Origin of the sequence: Streptomyces endophyticus (assembly GCF_035798155.1) — a bacterium.
Lineage (GTDB): Bacteria > Actinomycetota > Actinomycetes > Streptomycetales > Streptomycetaceae > Streptomyces > Streptomyces endophyticus.
Map to the genome: position 1 here is coordinate 88163 of NZ_JAOZYC010000164.1, position 15952 is coordinate 104114.

Annotated in this window: 17 protein-coding genes and 1 riboswitch; of the genes, 7 read left to right on the forward strand and 10 right to left on the reverse strand. The window is 71.9% G+C overall.

Translation table 11 applies throughout. The annotated features are described in order from the left end of the window. Window positions 1-27: 27 nt before the first annotated feature. Window positions 28-243: riboswitch (cobalamin riboswitch) on the reverse strand. Window positions 244-246: 3 nt separating this feature from the next. From OKJ99_RS33210 to rho, 3 genes are all read right to left on the reverse strand, one after another. Then, the gene (locus tag OKJ99_RS33210) at window positions 247-750 is read right to left on the reverse strand and encodes an inorganic diphosphatase (RefSeq protein WP_326021800.1); all 504 of its coding nucleotides are present in this window, start codon (window positions 748-750) and stop codon (window positions 247-249) included. A gap of 65 nt (window positions 751-815) precedes the next feature. Then, on the reverse strand, window positions 816-1307 hold the full coding sequence (locus OKJ99_RS33215; protein WP_326021801.1) for a GNAT family N-acetyltransferase: 492 nt from the start codon (window positions 1305-1307) through the stop codon (window positions 816-818). Window positions 1308-1337: 30 nt separating this feature from the next. Next, on the reverse strand, window positions 1338-2483 hold the full coding sequence (gene rho / locus OKJ99_RS33220) for a transcription termination factor Rho (RefSeq protein WP_326021802.1): 1146 nt from the start codon (window positions 2481-2483) through the stop codon (window positions 1338-1340). A 357-nt stretch (window positions 2484-2840) separates the two neighbouring features. Here rho and OKJ99_RS33225 point away from each other — a divergent pair, with 357 nt between their 5' ends. Both OKJ99_RS33225 and OKJ99_RS33230 read left to right on the forward strand, forming a co-directional pair. Beyond that, complete coding sequence (locus OKJ99_RS33225) at window positions 2841-3551, forward strand: class I SAM-dependent methyltransferase (protein WP_326021803.1); 711 nt, start codon at window positions 2841-2843, stop codon at window positions 3549-3551. A 140-nt stretch (window positions 3552-3691) separates the two neighbouring features. After that, window positions 3692-4486 (forward strand): VOC family protein, encoded by a 795-nt coding sequence (locus tag OKJ99_RS33230; RefSeq protein WP_326021805.1) that lies wholly within the window; start codon window positions 3692-3694, stop codon window positions 4484-4486. Window positions 4487-4489: 3 nt separating this feature from the next. Here OKJ99_RS33230 and def read toward each other — a convergent pair whose 3' ends face one another. Further along, window positions 4490-5143 carry a peptide deformylase gene (gene def, locus OKJ99_RS33235; protein WP_326021807.1) on the reverse strand — a complete coding sequence of 218 codons (654 nt, stop codon included), beginning with the start codon at window positions 5141-5143 and terminating at the stop codon, window positions 4490-4492. 142 nt (window positions 5144-5285) lie between these two features. Between def and OKJ99_RS33240 the strand changes: the two genes are divergently transcribed. Then, window positions 5286-6029, forward strand: a complete 744-nt coding sequence (locus OKJ99_RS33240; protein WP_326021809.1) for a GNAT family N-acetyltransferase — start codon at window positions 5286-5288, stop codon at window positions 6027-6029. Between the two features lie 11 nt (window positions 6030-6040). Here OKJ99_RS33240 and OKJ99_RS33245 read toward each other — a convergent pair whose 3' ends face one another. Continuing rightward, window positions 6041-6499, reverse strand: coding sequence for a MarR family winged helix-turn-helix transcriptional regulator (locus OKJ99_RS33245; protein WP_326021811.1), 459 nt, complete (start codon window positions 6497-6499; stop codon window positions 6041-6043). A gap of 151 nt (window positions 6500-6650) precedes the next feature. On the opposite strand from OKJ99_RS33245, the gene OKJ99_RS33250 reads away from it, so the two are divergent. Both OKJ99_RS33250 and OKJ99_RS33255 read left to right on the forward strand, forming a co-directional pair. Further along, window positions 6651-8666, forward strand: a complete 2016-nt coding sequence (locus OKJ99_RS33250) for an NADPH-dependent 2,4-dienoyl-CoA reductase (protein WP_326021812.1) — start codon at window positions 6651-6653, stop codon at window positions 8664-8666. A gap of 78 nt (window positions 8667-8744) precedes the next feature. After that, window positions 8745-9272, forward strand: coding sequence for a PadR family transcriptional regulator (locus OKJ99_RS33255; RefSeq protein ID WP_326021814.1), 528 nt, complete (start codon window positions 8745-8747; stop codon window positions 9270-9272). Between the two features lie 3 nt (window positions 9273-9275). Here OKJ99_RS33255 and OKJ99_RS33260 read toward each other — a convergent pair whose 3' ends face one another. The 5 genes from OKJ99_RS33260 to OKJ99_RS33280 form a co-directional block, all read right to left on the reverse strand. After that, a complete protein-coding gene (locus OKJ99_RS33260; protein WP_326021816.1) occupies window positions 9276-10286 on the reverse strand; it encodes a fibronectin type III domain-containing protein in 1011 nt (336 codons plus the stop codon). Between the two features lie 172 nt (window positions 10287-10458). Continuing rightward, window positions 10459-10872: a dihydroxyacetone kinase phosphoryl donor subunit DhaM gene (dhaM, locus tag OKJ99_RS33265; RefSeq protein WP_326021818.1), complete on the reverse strand. Its 414-nt coding sequence runs from the start codon at window positions 10870-10872 to the stop codon at window positions 10459-10461. Next, complete coding sequence (gene dhaL / locus OKJ99_RS33270; RefSeq protein WP_326021820.1) at window positions 10869-11477, reverse strand: dihydroxyacetone kinase subunit DhaL; 609 nt, start codon at window positions 11475-11477, stop codon at window positions 10869-10871. Before dhaL ends, dhaM begins: the two co-directional genes overlap by 4 nt. Before the next feature lie 55 nt (window positions 11478-11532). Beyond that, window positions 11533-12525 carry a dihydroxyacetone kinase subunit DhaK gene (gene dhaK, locus OKJ99_RS33275; RefSeq protein WP_326021822.1) on the reverse strand — a complete coding sequence of 331 codons (993 nt, stop codon included), beginning with the start codon at window positions 12523-12525 and terminating at the stop codon, window positions 11533-11535. A gap of 110 nt (window positions 12526-12635) precedes the next feature. After that, entirely contained in the window at window positions 12636-13700 is a 1065-nt protein-coding gene (locus OKJ99_RS33280) for a PucR family transcriptional regulator (RefSeq protein WP_326021824.1), read from the reverse strand. Window positions 13701-13869: 169 nt separating this feature from the next. On the opposite strand from OKJ99_RS33280, the gene OKJ99_RS33285 reads away from it, so the two are divergent. After that, window positions 13870-14355 (forward strand): hypothetical protein, encoded by a 486-nt coding sequence (locus OKJ99_RS33285; RefSeq protein WP_326021826.1) that lies wholly within the window; start codon window positions 13870-13872, stop codon window positions 14353-14355. Between the two features lie 82 nt (window positions 14356-14437). Continuing rightward, entirely contained in the window at window positions 14438-15886 is a 1449-nt protein-coding gene (locus OKJ99_RS33290) for a flotillin family protein (protein ID WP_326021829.1), read from the forward strand. The last annotated feature ends 66 nt before the right edge of the window (window positions 15887-15952 follow it).

Sequence of the window (15952 nt, forward strand, 5' to 3'; positions counted from 1 at the left end):
CGATCACGCTCCAGCACCTCGTGGATCACTTCGTGAGATGCCGCGGCCGGTCTCCTGGCTTACGGGCGCGCCCGCCGCTCCGGCCTTCCCAGCGGCCGGCGGCCGCCAGTGGCGTACAGGGTGGAACGGCGCGCTCCGGACGGCGCTGTCCGAAACCCGATCACAGTGGCGAGGGCCGCTCCGGAATGGGCCCCTGAGGGGCCGTCACCGGTCTTCCCGAGCACCACGGCCCGACCACCCTACTACCTACCCCAAAGCCCGCTCACGGGCCCGTTGGATCTCCTCGTACGCCTTCTCCCGGCCCTCCCAGTGGGAGCCGTCCACCGACTTTCCGGGTTCCAGTTCCTTGTAGACCTCGAAGAAGTGGGTGATCTCCAGGCGGTCGAACTCGGCGATGTCCTCGATGTCGCGGACCGCGTCGTGCCGTGGATCGTGCGCGGGGACGCACAGGACCTTCTCGTCCGGGCCCTTCTCGTCGCTCATCACGAACATGCCGATCGCCCGGCACTCGATGACGCAGCCGGGGAACGTCGCGTCGCCGGTCAGGACGAGCGCGTCCAGCGGATCGCCGTCACCGCCGAGCGTGCCCTCGACGTAGCCGTAGTCCGCGGGGTACTGCGTCGACGTGAACAGCATCCGGTCGAGCCGGATCCGGCCGAGATCGTGGTCCATCTCGTACTTGTTCCGTGAGCCCTGCGGGATCTCCACGATCACGTCGAACGCCTCGGCGCGTGCCTGACTGCTGCCCAATGTGGCCTCCTTGCCGCATTCCGACGCCCACGAGTGTGCGCCGTACCGGGCAAGGGCGGAACCCCTCAGACGGCCGGGGGAATGGGGAATTCGAGTTCGGGTCGGTCCCAGGCGACGGCCGGCGGGCGCGCGGGCACCGTTCCGGTGCGGTGCGCGCCCATGCCGCGGTAGAAGCCCTCGGCGGGCGGGTGCGCGACGACGCGGACATGGTCGAGGCCCGCTGCCAGGGCCTGCGCCCGCATGTGGTCGACGAGCAGCCGCCCGATGCCCCGGCCCTGCGCCTCGTCCGCGACGAACATCAGGTCCAGCTCCGGCGGCTCGGTGAGCAGCGCGTAGAAGCCGAGCACCCGCTCGTCGGCCTGATCCACGGCTACGTAGACGTGGTGCGCCTCTACGTAGTCGGGGCCCACCCGGTAGCCCGCGACCATGGAGGCGTAGGGGTCCCGGTAGGCGCTGGAGCCGCGCACGAGACGGGTGAGGCGCCGGGCGTCCTGGGCGGTGGCCCGCCGGATGGCGATCGAGGGACCCCTTCCACGGCGCGTAATGCTCGCGTTCATATGTCGAGTATTACGCATTCGGGGGCGGGGTCAGGCTGCGGGCACCGTGGACCGGGCCTGGCGCAGGAACGTGGCGTTGTCCGGGGTCTCGCGCAGCTTGTCGAGCAGGGCCTCGTAGGAGGCGGCCGGGTCCCGGCTCTGCAGGGCGCGCCGCAGGCCGCGGGCGACGGACAACTCGGCTGCGGGGAGCAGGAGTTCCTCGCGGCGGGTGCCGGAGGGGATGAGTTCGACGGCCGGGTGCACGCGGCGCTGCGCCAGCGTGCGGTCCAGGCGCAGCTCCATGTTGCCGGTGCTCTTGAGCTCCTCGAAGTAGTAGTCGTCGGCGCGGGATCCGGTGTCGACGAGGGTGGTCGCGAGGATCGTCAGCGAACCGGCCTCCTCGGTGGCGCGGGCCGCGCCGAAGAAGCGCTTCGGGCCGTGCAGGGCGGCCGCGTCGACACCGCCCGACAGGGTGCGGCCGCTGGTGGAGGCGGCGTTGTTGTGCGCCCGGCACAGCCGAGTGAGGGAGTCCAGGAGGATCACCACGTCGCGGCCCTGTTCGGTGAGGCGCTTGGCGCGCTCCACGGCGAGTTCGGCGAGCGCGATGTGCGCCTTCGCCGGGCGGTCGAACGTCGAGGCGTACACCTCGCCGTGCACGGAGCGGCGCATGTCGGTGACCTCCTCGGGGCGCTCGTCGACGAGCACCACCATGAGGTGGACCTCGGGGTGGTTCGCGGCGAACGCGGCGGCGAGCTGCTGGAGCAGCACCGTCTTGCCGGTCTTCGGCGGGGCGACGATCAGGCCGCGCTGGCCCTTGCCGATGGGCGTGAACAGGTCGACGACCCGTCCGGCGAGCCCCGCCGCCGGGTGTTCGAGACGGAACCGCTCGCTGGGGTGGAGCGGGGTGAGGTCGGCGAAGTGCGGGCGGCGGCGGGTCGCGTCCGCGGGGGCGCCGCCGACGGTATCGACGTGTGCGAGGCTGCGCGGCCTGCCGCACGTACCCTCGACGAAGTCGCCCTTGCGCAGGCCGAGTTGGCGGATGAGGTGGGCGGGGACCTGGACGTCGTGCGACGTGGGCTCCAGGTCGGCCGCCCGCAGGAAACCGGTCCCGTTCCCGCCGATGTCGAGGACGCCGGCGGTGCGGACGGGTTCTTGGGGTGGTGCGGGGGTGGTGCTCGTGGTGGTGGCCGTGGTCATGGCGATCACAGGTCCTTTCGCGGGCCGAGCCGCGGACGCGGCAGGCGTACAAGGGCAGGGAAGGGGTGGGATCCGGCGAGTGGCAGGGGCGGCTGAGCGCGCCCCGCGGCCGGGGAGAACCTGGTGGGTACGGCGACGGGTGAAGAGCCCGCCAGAAGCCGCTGACCAGGGATGACGTGCGCTGTTCGGTGACGGGGAACCGTCGATCCAGGAGCGCGGAGGAAAGAGATGAAGAAGGAGATTCGGTACCGGCGCCTCAAAGTGGGCGAGCACATGTACCGCCTTGACCGTACCACCCGAACCCCGCCGCGCGGCAAGCCCCGACTTCGGAGCCGTGGCGCCCTATGCTGATCCGCCATGTTCACCGATCAGGGCCCCACCCTCCGCGAGCTGGCCGTTCAGGCACTGTCATCGGTCGAGCGGGGGTACGACCTGCTGGCGCCGAAATTCGACCACACACCGTTCCGCACCCCGGATGTCGTGCTGGACGCGGTGGGCGGCGCGCTCGCCGGGCTCGGCCCGTACGACACAGGGCTCGACCTGTGCTGCGGCACCGGCGCCGGCCTGCGCGTACTGCGCGAGGCGGGGGTCGGCCGTGCCGTGGGCGTGGACTTCAGCGGCGGCATGCTGGACGTCGCGGGGCGCGATGAGCCGACGGCCGACCGCGTCCGCGCGGACGCGCTCGCGCTGCCCTTCGGCGAGGTCTTCGACCTGGTGGTGAGCTTCGGGGCGTTCGGGCACTTCCTGCCCCGCGAGTGGCCGCGACTGTTCTCCGAGGTGTGCCAAGTACTGCGCCCCGGCGGGCAGTTCGCGTTCCCGCTGCCCGCGCCCGCGGGGCCCGGATCGGTGGGCTACTGGGCGATGCTCGGCTTCGACGGGGCGATGCGGGTGCGCAACGCGGTGTGGCGGCCCCCGTTCGTCATGTACTACCGGCCGTTCCGGCTCGGCGACGTACGGCGGGGGTTGGACCGCGCCGGATTCGATGTGGCGCTGTACGCGCTGCCCGAGCTCGGCGAGCGGCCGGACGGCAGCCCGCGGTGCAGGCTGGTCGTGGCCACGCGCCGCTGACGGGGCTCGGCAGGAGCGCCGCGGAGCCGAGCCTGCCGGTTGGGGGCCGCCGGATCGCGCCGCGCGCCCGCCGCGCCTAGCGTGGTCCCGTACCTGCCGGGCCGCGTCGTGCCCGGCGACCGACGGAAGGGTGTCGCGTCATGTCAGCTCGTCCTGAAGGCGCGCCGGTCTGGGCCGACGCCATGTTCCCCGACCTGGAGGCCGCGAAGAGCTTCTACGCGGAGCTGTTCGGCTGGACCTACGACGAGGGCAGCGCCGAGTTCGGCAACTACACGCAGGCCAGGACGCCCGACGGCAAGCACGTGGCGGCGCTCGTGCCGCAGATGCCCGGCGCGGAGGGCGTGCACCCCGCCTGGAACCTGTACCTCGCCACCGCGGACATCGCGTCGGTCGCCGAGCGGATCAAGGACGCGGGCGGCAGCCTCATGATGGACCCGATGCAGGTCGCCTCGTTCGGCACGATGATCACCGCCCAGGACCCCGCGGGGGTCGTCTTCAGCGTCTGGCAGCCCGACACCCACCAGGGCTTCGAGAAGGTCAACGAGCCCGGCGCGTTCTGCTGGGCCGAGGTCAACACCCGCAACGCCGCGCGGACCGACTCCTTCTTCCCGGCCGTCTTCGGCTACGACGTGAAGAAGATGGAGGACGACCAGGTCGACTTCAACGTCTGGGAGCTGAACGGCGAGCCGACCATGGGCCGCATGCTGATGACGGACGACTTCCCGCCCCACGTGCCGTCGTACGTCAATGTGTACTTCGTCGTCGAGGACTGCGACGCGGCCGTCTCCACCGTCCAACGCCTGGGCGGCAAGCTGCACTTCGGGCCCTTCGACACCCCCTTCGGCCGGTTCGCGGCGGTCGGGGACCCGCAGGGCGCCGCGTTCTCCGTCATCGACGTGACGGCGGCCAAGGGCGAGATGCCGAAGACGTCCTGACGGTCAGTCGGACGACGGAAGCGTGAACCCCAGCTCCTGGGAAGCGAGTTGGGGTGTCGGTTGTGCCCAGCGCCTCACCCTGACACTGCTCTGCGTCGACGACAGGGACCGCAGTTCGGCCCGGTCGAGATAGAGCGTGCCGTTCAGATGGTCCGTCTCGTGCTGCACGATCCGCGCGGGCCAGCCCGTGAACTCCTCGTCCACCGCGAGCCCTTGCCCGTCGAGGGCGCGCAGCCGCACGCGCTCGTGCCTGGCGACCACGGCCTGGTAGCCCGGCACGCTCAAGCACCCTTCGTAGAGCCCCACTTGGCGCTCGCCCACACCCTCGTACGACGGATTGACCAGCACCCGGAACGGCTGCGGCACCCGCCCCCGCGCCGCCCGTAGCTCCTCGCTCACGGCCGCCGCGTCCTCGATGACGGCGAGCCGCAGCGGCACCCCGATCTGCGGCGCGGCCAGGCCCACGCCGGGCGCGGCATGCATCGTGACCCGCATCGCGGCGATCAGCCGGGCGAGCAGCTCGTCCGGGAGCTGTCCGTCGACGGGCTCGGCGGGGCGGCGCAGGACCGGGTCGCCCGCCGCGACGATCGGCAGCGGCTCCTCGGCGGCTCCGGCCAGCAGGGACTCGACGTGATCGGTCAGTGACGTGAACGGCATCGCGCCAGGATGCCAAGCGTGGTCGCGCGTCGACAATGGGGGGCGGGGGAATGCCTCGGCCGCACCGACGGTTCTGATCCTGTGGCTGTCCCTGACGGATGGGGCGGCAGTGGCACAGGAGAAGGTTCGAAGGTTCCGACGGATGACGCAGACGCAGACGTACGCAGCGCACGAGGGCACCACGGGTCCCGCCCCGCACACCGACGGCGGGTTCGACCCCCTCGACCACCCCGCGTACGCCGCGCTCACCGGCCCGCACGCGCACTTCGCCGAGCGGAGCGGCCGGGCCCTGCGCTATCCCACCGCCGTCACGCCGTGGACCGCGCTGCCCCCTGACCCGGGGCCCTCGGACTGGGCGGACCTCGCCGCCTTCGCCGCCCCCGACGGAACCCTGCCGCTGCTCGGCACCGACATCGAGCTGCCGGACGGCTGGGAGACGACGATGGATGTCGCGGGCGTGCGCATGGTCGGTGACGCGGTGGACGCGACTCCCGACCCGGAGGCCGTCCTGCTCAGCGACGACGACGTGCCGGAGATGCTCGACCTGGTGGCCCGCACCCAGCCGGGCCCGTTCACGCCCCGCACCGTCGAACTCGGCACGTACCTGGGGATACGCCACGGCGGCGCGCTCGTCGCGATGGCGGGGGAGCGTCTGCACCTGCCCGGATACACCGAGATCAGCGCGGTGTGCACCGACCCGGACCACCGGGGCAAGGGCCTCGCGGGCCGCCTGGTGAAGGCCGTCGCGGCCGTCGTCCAGGAGCGCGGCGAGACCCCGTTCCTGCACACCGGCGCGGGCAACAAGAACGCGATCCGCCTGTACGAGTCCCTGGGCTTCCACCTGCGCAACACGACCCGCTTCCGGACGGTGCGCGCGCCGCGCTGAGGCGTGGTGGCCTACGAGCCGGGCTCCTCCTGGGACGCGTGGTTGTAGCGCACCAGGTAGTCGGCGAACCGCTCCAGGTCCTCCTCCGGCCAGTCCGCCAGGCGGTCGCCGAAGATCTGGCGGCGGTTGACGGTCACCTGGCGCAGGACGTCGGCCCCGGCCTCGGTCGGATGCAGGACCTGCACCCGGTGGTCGTCGGGGTCGACGCGGCGGATCACGAGTCCTGCCCGCTGCAGGGCGGCCACCTGGCGGCTGACCGTCGACTTGTCGAGGGCATAGTGTGCCGCCAGGTCCGTGGCGCGGCAGCCGCCCCGCTCGTCGAGGTGGGCGAGCAGCGAGTACGAGACGAGCGAGAGCTCCGGGTGCATCCGCGCGGCGGTGGCCCGCGCGCGCCGGGCGAACGAGGTCAGCTCGCGCTGAATGGTCTCCACGGCTGCCTCGCGGTCGGCCGCGTGATCTGGCTGTGCCACGGCGGTTCCTTTCGGGATACTCGTTGCACTCTACAACCCCGCACGCCCGGAGGCGGTCGGACGTGGCGCGTATCTCTTATGCAACTTGTTGCAAAACCCCTGCGGTGTCCTCTACAACTGTTTCGACCGTTCACCGCTCACGGAGGGCCCCATGAGCCGCTATCCGCACCTGCTCGCCCCGCTCGACCTCGGTTTCACGACGCTCCCCAACCGCGTCCTCATGGGCTCGATGCACGTGGGCCTGGAGGAGGCGCCGAACGGGTTCGCGCGCATGGCCGAGTTCTACGCGACCCGCGCCCGCGGCGGCGTGGGCCTCATGGTCACCGGCGGCATCGCGCCCAACGCCGAGGGCTGCACCTTCGACGGCGGCGCCAAGATGACGGACGAGGCGGAGGCCGCGCAGCACCGCGAGGTCACCGACGCCGTGCACGCGGCGGGCGGCAAGATCGCCATGCAGATCCTGCACTTCGGCCGGTACGCGCACCACGCGGGCCTCGTCGCGCCGAGCGCCGTGCAGGCGCCGATCAGCGCCCACGTCCCGCGCGCCCTCACCGACGAAGAGGTCGAGCGGACCATCGAGGACTACGCGCGCGCCGCCGAGCTCGCCAAGTCCGCCGGCTACGACGGCGTCGAGGTGATGGGCTCCGAGGGCTACCTCATCAACGAGTTCATCGTCTCCGCCACCAACCACCGCGAGGACCGCTGGGGCGGTTCGTACGAGAACCGGATCCGGTTCGCCGTAGAGATCGTGCGGCGCGTGCGCGAGCGGGTCGGCCCCGACTTCATCCTCATCTACCGCCTGTCCATGCTGGACCTGATCCCCGGCGGCTCGACCCTCGACGAGGTCGTGCACCTCGCCAAGGAGATCGAGGCGGCCGGAGCCACCATCATCAACACCGGCATCGGCTGGCACGAGGCCCGCATCCCCACCATCGCCACGTCCGTGCCGCGCGGCGCGTACACCTTCGTCACCAAGAAGGTCATGGGCGAGGTGAACGTCCCGCTGGTGACCACCAACCGCATCAACACCCCGGAACTCGCCGAGGAGTTGCTCGCCGACGGCGCCGCCGACATGGTCTCCATGGCGCGCCCGATGCTCGCCGACCCGGAGTTCGTGAACAAGGCCGCCGCCGACCGCTCCGACGCCATCAACACCTGCATCGGCTGCAACCAGGCCTGCCTCGACCACATCTTCAGCCTCCAGATCACCTCCTGCCTGGTGAACCCGCGCGCCTGCCACGAGACCGAGCTGGTCCTCTCGCCGACCCGGATCCGCAAGCGCGTCGCCGTCGTCGGCGCGGGCCCCGCCGGACTCGCCTGCGCCGTGAGCGCCGCCGAGCGCGGCCACGAGGTGACCCTGTTCGACGCCGCCGCCGAGATCGGCGGGCAGCTCAACGTCGCCCGCCGGGTCCCCGGCAAGGAGGAGTTCGACGAGACGCTGCGCTACTTCCGCACGCAGCTCGAACTGCACGACGTGAAGGTCAAGTTGGAGACCCGCGTCGCCGCGGGCGACCTCGACTCCTACGACGAGGTCGTCGTCGCCACCGGCGTCGCCCCGCGCACCCCCGCCATCGACGGCGTCGACCACCCGAAGGTCGTCGGCTACCTCGACGTCCTGCGCGGCGGCGCGCCCGTCGGCGACCGCGTCGCGATCATCGGCGCCGGCGGCATCGGCTTCGACGTCGCCGAGTACCTCACCGACGGCGGCGAGAAGGCCAGCCTCGACCCGGCCACGTACTTCCGGCAGTGGGGCGTCGACATGGACTACGGCGACCGCGGCGGCCTCACCAGGCCCGAGCGCCCCACCCCGCCCCGCCAGGTGCACCTCGTCCAGCGCAAGGCCACCAAAGTCGGCGCGGGCCTCGGCAAGACGACCGGCTGGATCCACCGCACCGAACTGCGCCACCGCGGAGTCACCATGGTCGCGGGCGCCACGTACGACCTGATCGACGACGCGGGCCTGCACATCACCGTCGAGGGCGAGCAGACCCTCATCCCCGTCGACACCGTCGTCCTGTGCGCGGGCCAGGAGCCCCAGCGCACGCTGTTCGACGACCTGGTGACCGCCGGTCGCACCCCGCACCTGATCGGCGGCGCCGACCTCGCGGCCGAGCTGGACGCCAAGCGCGCCATCAAGCAGGGCACCGAGGTCGCGGCGGCCCTGTAGAGACCGGGGAGTCACGTGACCGGGCCCGCCGGACACGTGACTCCCCTTCACCGATCGGAACTCACCTACCCTTACGACATGTCACTCCCGCACGCGATCCTCACGGCGCTCCTGGAGAAGCCGTCGTCGGGCCTCGAACTGACCCGCAGGTTCGACAAGTCCATCGGCTACTTCTGGTCGGCCACGCACCAGCAGATCTACCGGGAGCTCGGGAAACTCGAACGTGAGGGACTGATCCGCGCGCTGCCCACCCAGGCACCCGCACGCGGGCAGAAGAAGGAGTACGAGGTCCTGCCGCAGGGCCGCGCCGAACTGGCCCGCTGGACCGCCACCCCCCAGGACCCGAGGCCGCTGCGCGACCCGCTGCCGCTGCGCCTGCGCTCGGCCGCCGTGGTCGGCACGGAGGGCATCGCCGAGGATCTGGCACGCCATCTCGCCCTGCACCGCGAGCAGTTGGCGACGTACCAGGACATCGAGAAGCGGGACTTCCCGCCGGAGAAGAACAGCGAGGCGGACCGCTTGCAGCACGCGGTGCTGCGCGCGGGCATCGATCTCGAACGGTTCTGGGTGGACTGGCTTGAGTGCACCCTGACGGAGCTGGACTGACCCTCAGCCCTTCTCCGCCGCCTTCCCCGTGACCACGGACCGCTCCGTCGAGAAGGCACCCCACGTCCCGTCCGGCAATTGCGCGCGGAGCTTCACCCGGTGCTTCACGTGCGGCTTCTTGCCGATGTAGAAGCTGTACGTCGCCGAGCCGGCCGGCGCGCTCTCGCCCCACATCACCGTCGTCGCCTCCCGGCCGTCCAGGTACACCTGGTACGCCGGGACCTCGCCGCCGGTCCGCGGCGGCGTCCACGCCAGGTCGATGTAGTACGCGCCCTTCGTGTGCCGCGTCGACGCCTCGAACTCCGCCGGGGCGGTACCGGGCCCCTCCTCACCCTTGCCCCGCGCGGTCGTCAGTCGGAGGGTCCCGCTCGCGGCCGAGGTGTTGTCCGCGGCGTCCCGGGCCCGCACGCTGAACGCGTACGCGGTGCCGGGCCGCAGCCCCGTGACCAGCGCCCGCGTCTCCCTGCCGCCGACGCTGTGGATCTTCATGGCGCCCTGGTAGATGTCGTACGAGGCGGCGCCCCGGTCGTCCGTCGCCTTCCGCCATGCCAGCGACACGGCCCTGCTCCCGTCCGCCTCCCCGCGCAGCCCGGTCGGCCGGCTCGGTGCCGCGCGGTCCTCCTTGACGGCGGCCGGGGTGGTGACGGTGACGCGGGTACTGGCGGGCCCGAGGGAGCCGTCCGTGCCGCGGGCGCGCACCGTGAACACGTAGCGGGACGTCGGGGTGAGCCCGGTGACATCGACCATGTGCCGCTCCGCGGGCAGCCGCTTCACGCGCTTGGCGCCGCGGTACACCTCGTACTCCTTGACCTCCGCCGTGCTCGCGGGGCGGTTCCACATGACGTGCACGGAGGTGGCGCTTCCGGCCTGTGCGGTGACCCCGGCCGGCGCCGACAGGGCGGGCCCGTCGGCCTTCGCGCTGTCGGAAAGGAGGCCGCAGGAGGCGAGCGTGGGTACGAGCGCGGCGGCGCAGGCCGCGCGGGCGAGCCGGGTGCGTGGGGGGTGGCGTCGCACGGAGGGCCTTCCGTTCGAACGGATTGGTACAGACCTGTATGGCACGAGAGGCGGGCATTCCTCAAGTGGTTCGCGCCAACAGGTCTGTACCAAAGGTTCGTTGGGGGAGGCGAGGGAAGCGAGAGAGGCGAGGGCGGGAGGTGTCTCCCCGCTCCCTCATTCCCTCAATCCCTCATTCCTTCCGGTACGTGTACGCCTCCGAGGCCGCCGCGGCGACCGCGTCCAGGTCCGCTCCGGCCGAGGCCGTGACGACCGCGGCGATCGCGCCCTCCACGAAGGGCGCGTCCACCAGGCGTGTGGTGTCCGGGAGTTCATCGCCCTCGGCCAGCAGCGCCTTCACGGTCAGCACGGCGCTGCCGAGGTCGACGAGGACCGCGACACCCGCACCACGGTCGACCTCGGCGGCGGCCGCGGAGATCAGCTCGGAGCTGGTGCCGAGGCCGCCGTCCTCCGTGCCGCCCGCCGCCGCGACGGGCGCGGTGTCGCCGCCCCCGGAGAGCCCGGCCGCGAGCCGCGCCACGGACTCGGCGACGTCCTTGCTGTGCGAGACCAGCACGATGCCGACGGGCTTGTCGGGGGCGCTCATGACTCGGCCCCCGCCGCCTCGGCCAGCGCGGCGATCAGCAGCGCCGACGACGTGGCGCCCGGATCCTGGTGCCCGATGCTGCGCTCACCGAGGTAACTCGCCCGGCCCTTGCGGGCCTGGAGCGGGATGGTGGCCTCCGCTCCGTGCTCGGCCGCCGACCGCGCCGCGGCGAAGTCTCCGTCGCCGAGCGCCTCCACCGCCGGAACGAGGGCGTCGAGCATCGTCTTGTCGCCGGGAGCGGCCCCGCCGAGCGCGGCGACGGCGTCGACCCCGGCCTTCAGCGCCTGCGCGAAGTCCGCCTCACTGACCTCGGCCGCCTCGCCCAGCGCCTTGCCGGTGCGGCGCAGCAGCGTCCCGTAGAGAGGCCCCGAAGCGCCGCCCACCGTCGAGATCAACTGTCGTCCGGCCAGGGTGAGTACGGCCCCGGGCGTGTCCGGCGCGTCCTTGTCGAGGGTCGCGCGCACGGCGTTGAAGCCGCGCTGCAGATTGCTGCCGTGGTCCGCGTCGCCGATCGGTGAGTCGAGTTCGGTGAGCCGGTCGGCCTCGCGGTCCACGGCCGCGGCGGCCACCGTCAGCCAGCGCCGGAAGAAGTCGGCGTCGAGCACGTGATCTCCTTGCTTTTCAGGTTCGTTGACGTGGTCGGATGCCCAGGCAGGTGTGTCACATGCCCCAGCGCAGACCGGCCGTGCTGACGGGCGCGTCCCACAGGCGCAGCAACTCCTCGTCGGCCTGGCAGATCGTGACGGAGGCCCCGGCCATGTCGAGCGCGGTGACGTAGTTCCCGACGAGTGTGCGGGCGACGGGTACGCCGCGCTCCCCGAGGACCCGCTGCACTTCGGCGTTGAACCCGTACAGCTCAAGCAGCGGGGTGGCGCCCATCCCGTTGACCAGCACCAGCACGGGACTGCTCGGGTTGAGGTCCTCAAGGACGGCGTTCACGGAGAAGTCCGCGATCTCCCCGGACGTCATCATGGGGCGCCGCTCCCGGCCCGGCTCACCGTGGATCCCGATCCCCAACTCCAGCTCGCCGGACGGCAGATCGAAGGTGGGCGCACCCTTGGCCGGCGTGCTGCAGGCGCTCAGCGCGACGCCGAAACTCCGGGCGTTCTCATTGACCTGCCGGGCGATCGCCTCGACGCGCTCCAGCGGCTGCCCCTCCTCGGCGGCGGCACCGGCGATCTTCTCCACGAACAGGGTCGCCCCGGTGCCGCGCCGCCCGGCGGTGTACAGGCTGTCGGTGACGGCGACGTCGTCGTTCACGAGCACCTTGGCGACCTGAACACCCTCGTCCTCGGCGAGCTCGGCGGCCATGTCGAAGTTCAGCACGTCACCGGTGTAGTTCTTGACGATGAACAGCACACCGGCGCCGCTGTCCACCGCGGCGGCGGCCCGCACCATCTGATCCGGCACGGGCGAGGTGAACACCTCACCGGGACAGGCCGCGGCGAGCATCCCGGGACCGACGAACCCACCGTGCAGCGGCTCGTGCCCGGATCCGCCGCCCGACACCAACGCCACCTTCCCGGCCACCGGCGCGTCCCGGCGCGCGATCACCCGGTTCTCGACGTCCACGTTCAGTTCGGGGTGGGCGGCGGCCATCCCGCGCAGGGCGTCGGCGACGACCGTCTCGGCTACGTTGATCAGCATTTTCACTGGTACCTCCGGGTGGCGTTAGCAGGTGGCGCTCGTCGACGTCTTTCGGTCCCTCGCCAGTATCGACGCAGCGGCCGTGTTGGGCACGTGTTGCGACCGACTGTCGAGCGTCAGGCGGAGTCCGCCGGCCAGTCGAGGAGGCGGGCGCCGATCACCGCGGTCTGCAACGTGTAGCGGTCGGCCGGGATCGCCGGGTCGATGCCGGTGAGCTGGTGGATGCGGGCGAGGCGGTATGTGAAGGCCCGGACGCTGAGCGACAGTTGGCGGGCGGCCTCGGCCGACACGCAGCCGGCGTCGAAGTACGCCATGAGTGTGTCGATCAGCGGCTGGGCGCCGCCCCGCGCCTGGTGCAGCGGCCCCAGCGTGTGGTGGACCAGGTCGGTCATGGCCTGCCGGTCGCGGGTGAGGACGGGGTAGACGAGGAGGTCGGCCGAGCGCAGCACCGGCGTGTCGAGGCCGAGGCGGGTGGCCAGGTCGAGTGCCCCCAGCGCTTCCTCGTAGGACTGGACGACACCGCCGGGACCGGACTGCGGGCGGCCGATGGCGACCTGGCCCCCGCCGTCGGCGGCGGCGTAGGCCTGCTTGGCGAAGTAGGCGAGCACCTCGTACTGGTAGCCGGGGGCGATGCAGACGAGCCGCCCTTCCTTGGTGGTCAGCAGGATGTTCCGGTTGCCGAAGCGGGCGATCACCGCGCGCTCGACCTCCCGCGCGACGGTGTCGCCCTCCTCGTACGCGCTGTCGCCGCGGGCCACCGCTATGGCGTGCTCGCCGGACAGGCGCAGCCCGAAACGTTCGGCGCGCTCGGCGAGTTTGCCCAGGTCGCTGCGGCCGTAGAGCAGGTCGTCGATGAACTCGCGGCGCGCCGCTTCCTCCCGGCGCATGGTCTGCCGCTGCGCGCGCTCGTAGCCTTCGGCGAACGCGTCGATGGCCTGGGCGCCCGCCGCGACGACGGCGTCGACCGTCACCCTGGTGCCTATGTTGCCGGTGTGCGTCCGCGCCAGGTGGGCGGCGACCAGGGCGCGCAGCCCGAGGCCGGCCTCCGCGGCGCGCTCGCCCAGCGCGCGGCGCGCGTCGAGTTCGTCCCGGGTCAGCCGGCGTCCGGTGGCGGAGGCGTCGGCCACCGCCTGGACGTACCCGTCCAGATACTCGTCGGGGACGTCCTGCTGCGACGCCATGCCCACCCCCATCGCGGTGCCGTGTACTCCCCGCACTTTTTAACGTATGCGCAAGTAGGCATCAAAATCGCGTAAAGATTGCCGGGATCCGGAAGCGACTTCAGGTGGTTGCCGATGACAACATCCGGGGCAAGCACGCGGAACAGGGACGACCAGGGAGGCCAGTGGCATGACGTGGTTTCTCGGACTCGGCATCGCGGGAGTGGTGCTGCTCGTCCTGTCCCTGGTGCTGGACGGGGTGCTGGAGGGGCTCTTCGACGGACTGCTGTCGCTGCCCGTGATCGCGGGCTTCGTGTCGATGCTCGGGTTCGGCGGCGCGATCGTGCTCGGCACCACCGACCTCGGTGCCGGGCCCGCCACCGCCGTCGGTGCCGTCGCGGGGGGCGGCGCCGGCTGGCTGACGTGGAAGCTGACCCGCGCGCTGATGCGGGACCAGACCGCGGTGACGCCCCGCGGCGACGACCTCGTCGGCAGCGCGGGCACCGTGGTCACCGCCATCCCGGTCGACGGATACGGCGAGGTGCTGCTCCAACTCGCGGGCCAGCCGACGAAGTTCTCGGCGAAGAGCGCGATCGCGGTCGCCCGCGGCGCCGAGGTGTGGGTGGCGGACATCCTGTCGCCGACCTCGGTCGAGGTCCGCACCGTCGACCGCTGACCATCGTTCGTACGCACATCACGAACCACCACCAACCGACTGCCGTCTCCCGGGAGGCGAGGGGGCAGAGGGGGAACCCATCATGAGCCCTGTCACCATCGCCGTGGCCGGAGTCGTCGTACTCCTGGTCCTGCTGGCGCTCGTCGTCATCACCCGCTACAAGGTCGCGGGTCCCAGTCAGGCGTTCATCGTCACCGGGCGGCGCGGCAAGAGGTCCACCGACCCGGAGACCGGCCACGTCATCACCGACAACAGCGGCCAGAAGGTCGTGGTCGGCGGCGGTGTCTTCGTCGTCCCGTTCGTGCAGCAGAAGTTCACCCTCGACCTGTCCTCGCGGCACATCCCGGTCGCCGTGCGCGGCGCGGTCACCCTGCGCGGGGTGAAGGCGAACCTCGAAGGCGTCGCGATCGTCAAGGTCGGCGGCACCGAGGACTCGATCAGGGCCGCCGCCCAGCGCTTCCTGATGCAGCAGGACGGCATCGTCGGCTTCACCCAGGAAGTGCTGTCCGGTGCGCTGCGCTCCATCGTCGGACGGATGTCGGTGGAGGACGTCATCCGCGACCGGGCCGCGTTCGCCGGGCAGGTCGCCGAGGAGGCGGAGGCGTCGCTGTCCGGGCAGGGCCTGGTCCTGGACGCCTTCCAGATCCAGGACATCTCCACCGAGGGCTCCTACCTGGAGGACCTGGGCCGGCCCGAGGCCGCCCGCGCCAAGCAGGAGGCCGACATCGCCGAGGCCGTCGCGCGCCGCGCCGCCGAGCAGGCGCGGCTGAAGGCCGAGGAGGAGATCGCGATCGCGCAGCGCACGTTCGCGCTGAAGCAGGCCGAGATCAAGGCGGAGACCGACCAGGCCTCCGCGCAGGCGAACGCGGCGGGCCCGCTCGCCGACGCGGCCCGGCAGCAGGAGGTGCTGACCGAGCAGGAGAAGGTCGCCCAGCGCCAAGCCGCCCTGACCGACCGGGAGTTGGACACCAAGGTCCGCAAGCCCGCCGACGCCGCCCGCTACCAGGCCGAGCAGGAGGCAGAGGCCCGCCGGATCGGGCTCGTCAAGCAGGCCGAGGCGGACGCCGAGCGCTCCCGCCTGACCGGTGAGGGCGAGAAGGCGCACCGTGCCGCGCTCGCGGACGCGGTCCGCATCGAGGGTGAGTCCGAGGCGGCGGCGATCGGCGCGAAGGGCGCCGCCGAGGCGGAGGCCATGCGGAAGAAGGCCGACGCGTTCGCGCAGTACGGCGACGCGGCCGTGCTGCAGATGCTCGTCGAGGTGCTGCCGCAGGTCGTCGCCAAGGCGTCGGAACCGCTGAGCGCCGTCGACAAGATGACAGTGATCTCCACGGACGGGGCGAGCCAGCTGTCCCGTACGGTCGCCGACAACGTGGCCCAGGGCGTGGAACTGCTGAACTCCACCACCGGCGTCGATGTCGCCGCGCTGCTGAAGAACATCACCGGCGGAAAGGGCGCGACGGTGCCCGCCCCGAAGACCGCCGAACCGGCCGGGGCGGAATCGGTGAACGGGCACATCGAGATCACCGACTGAACCGCTCGGCGGCCCGCACGGGGGCGGGTCGCCGAGGCACGGTCACGGCTTAACGTTCGTTAGGCA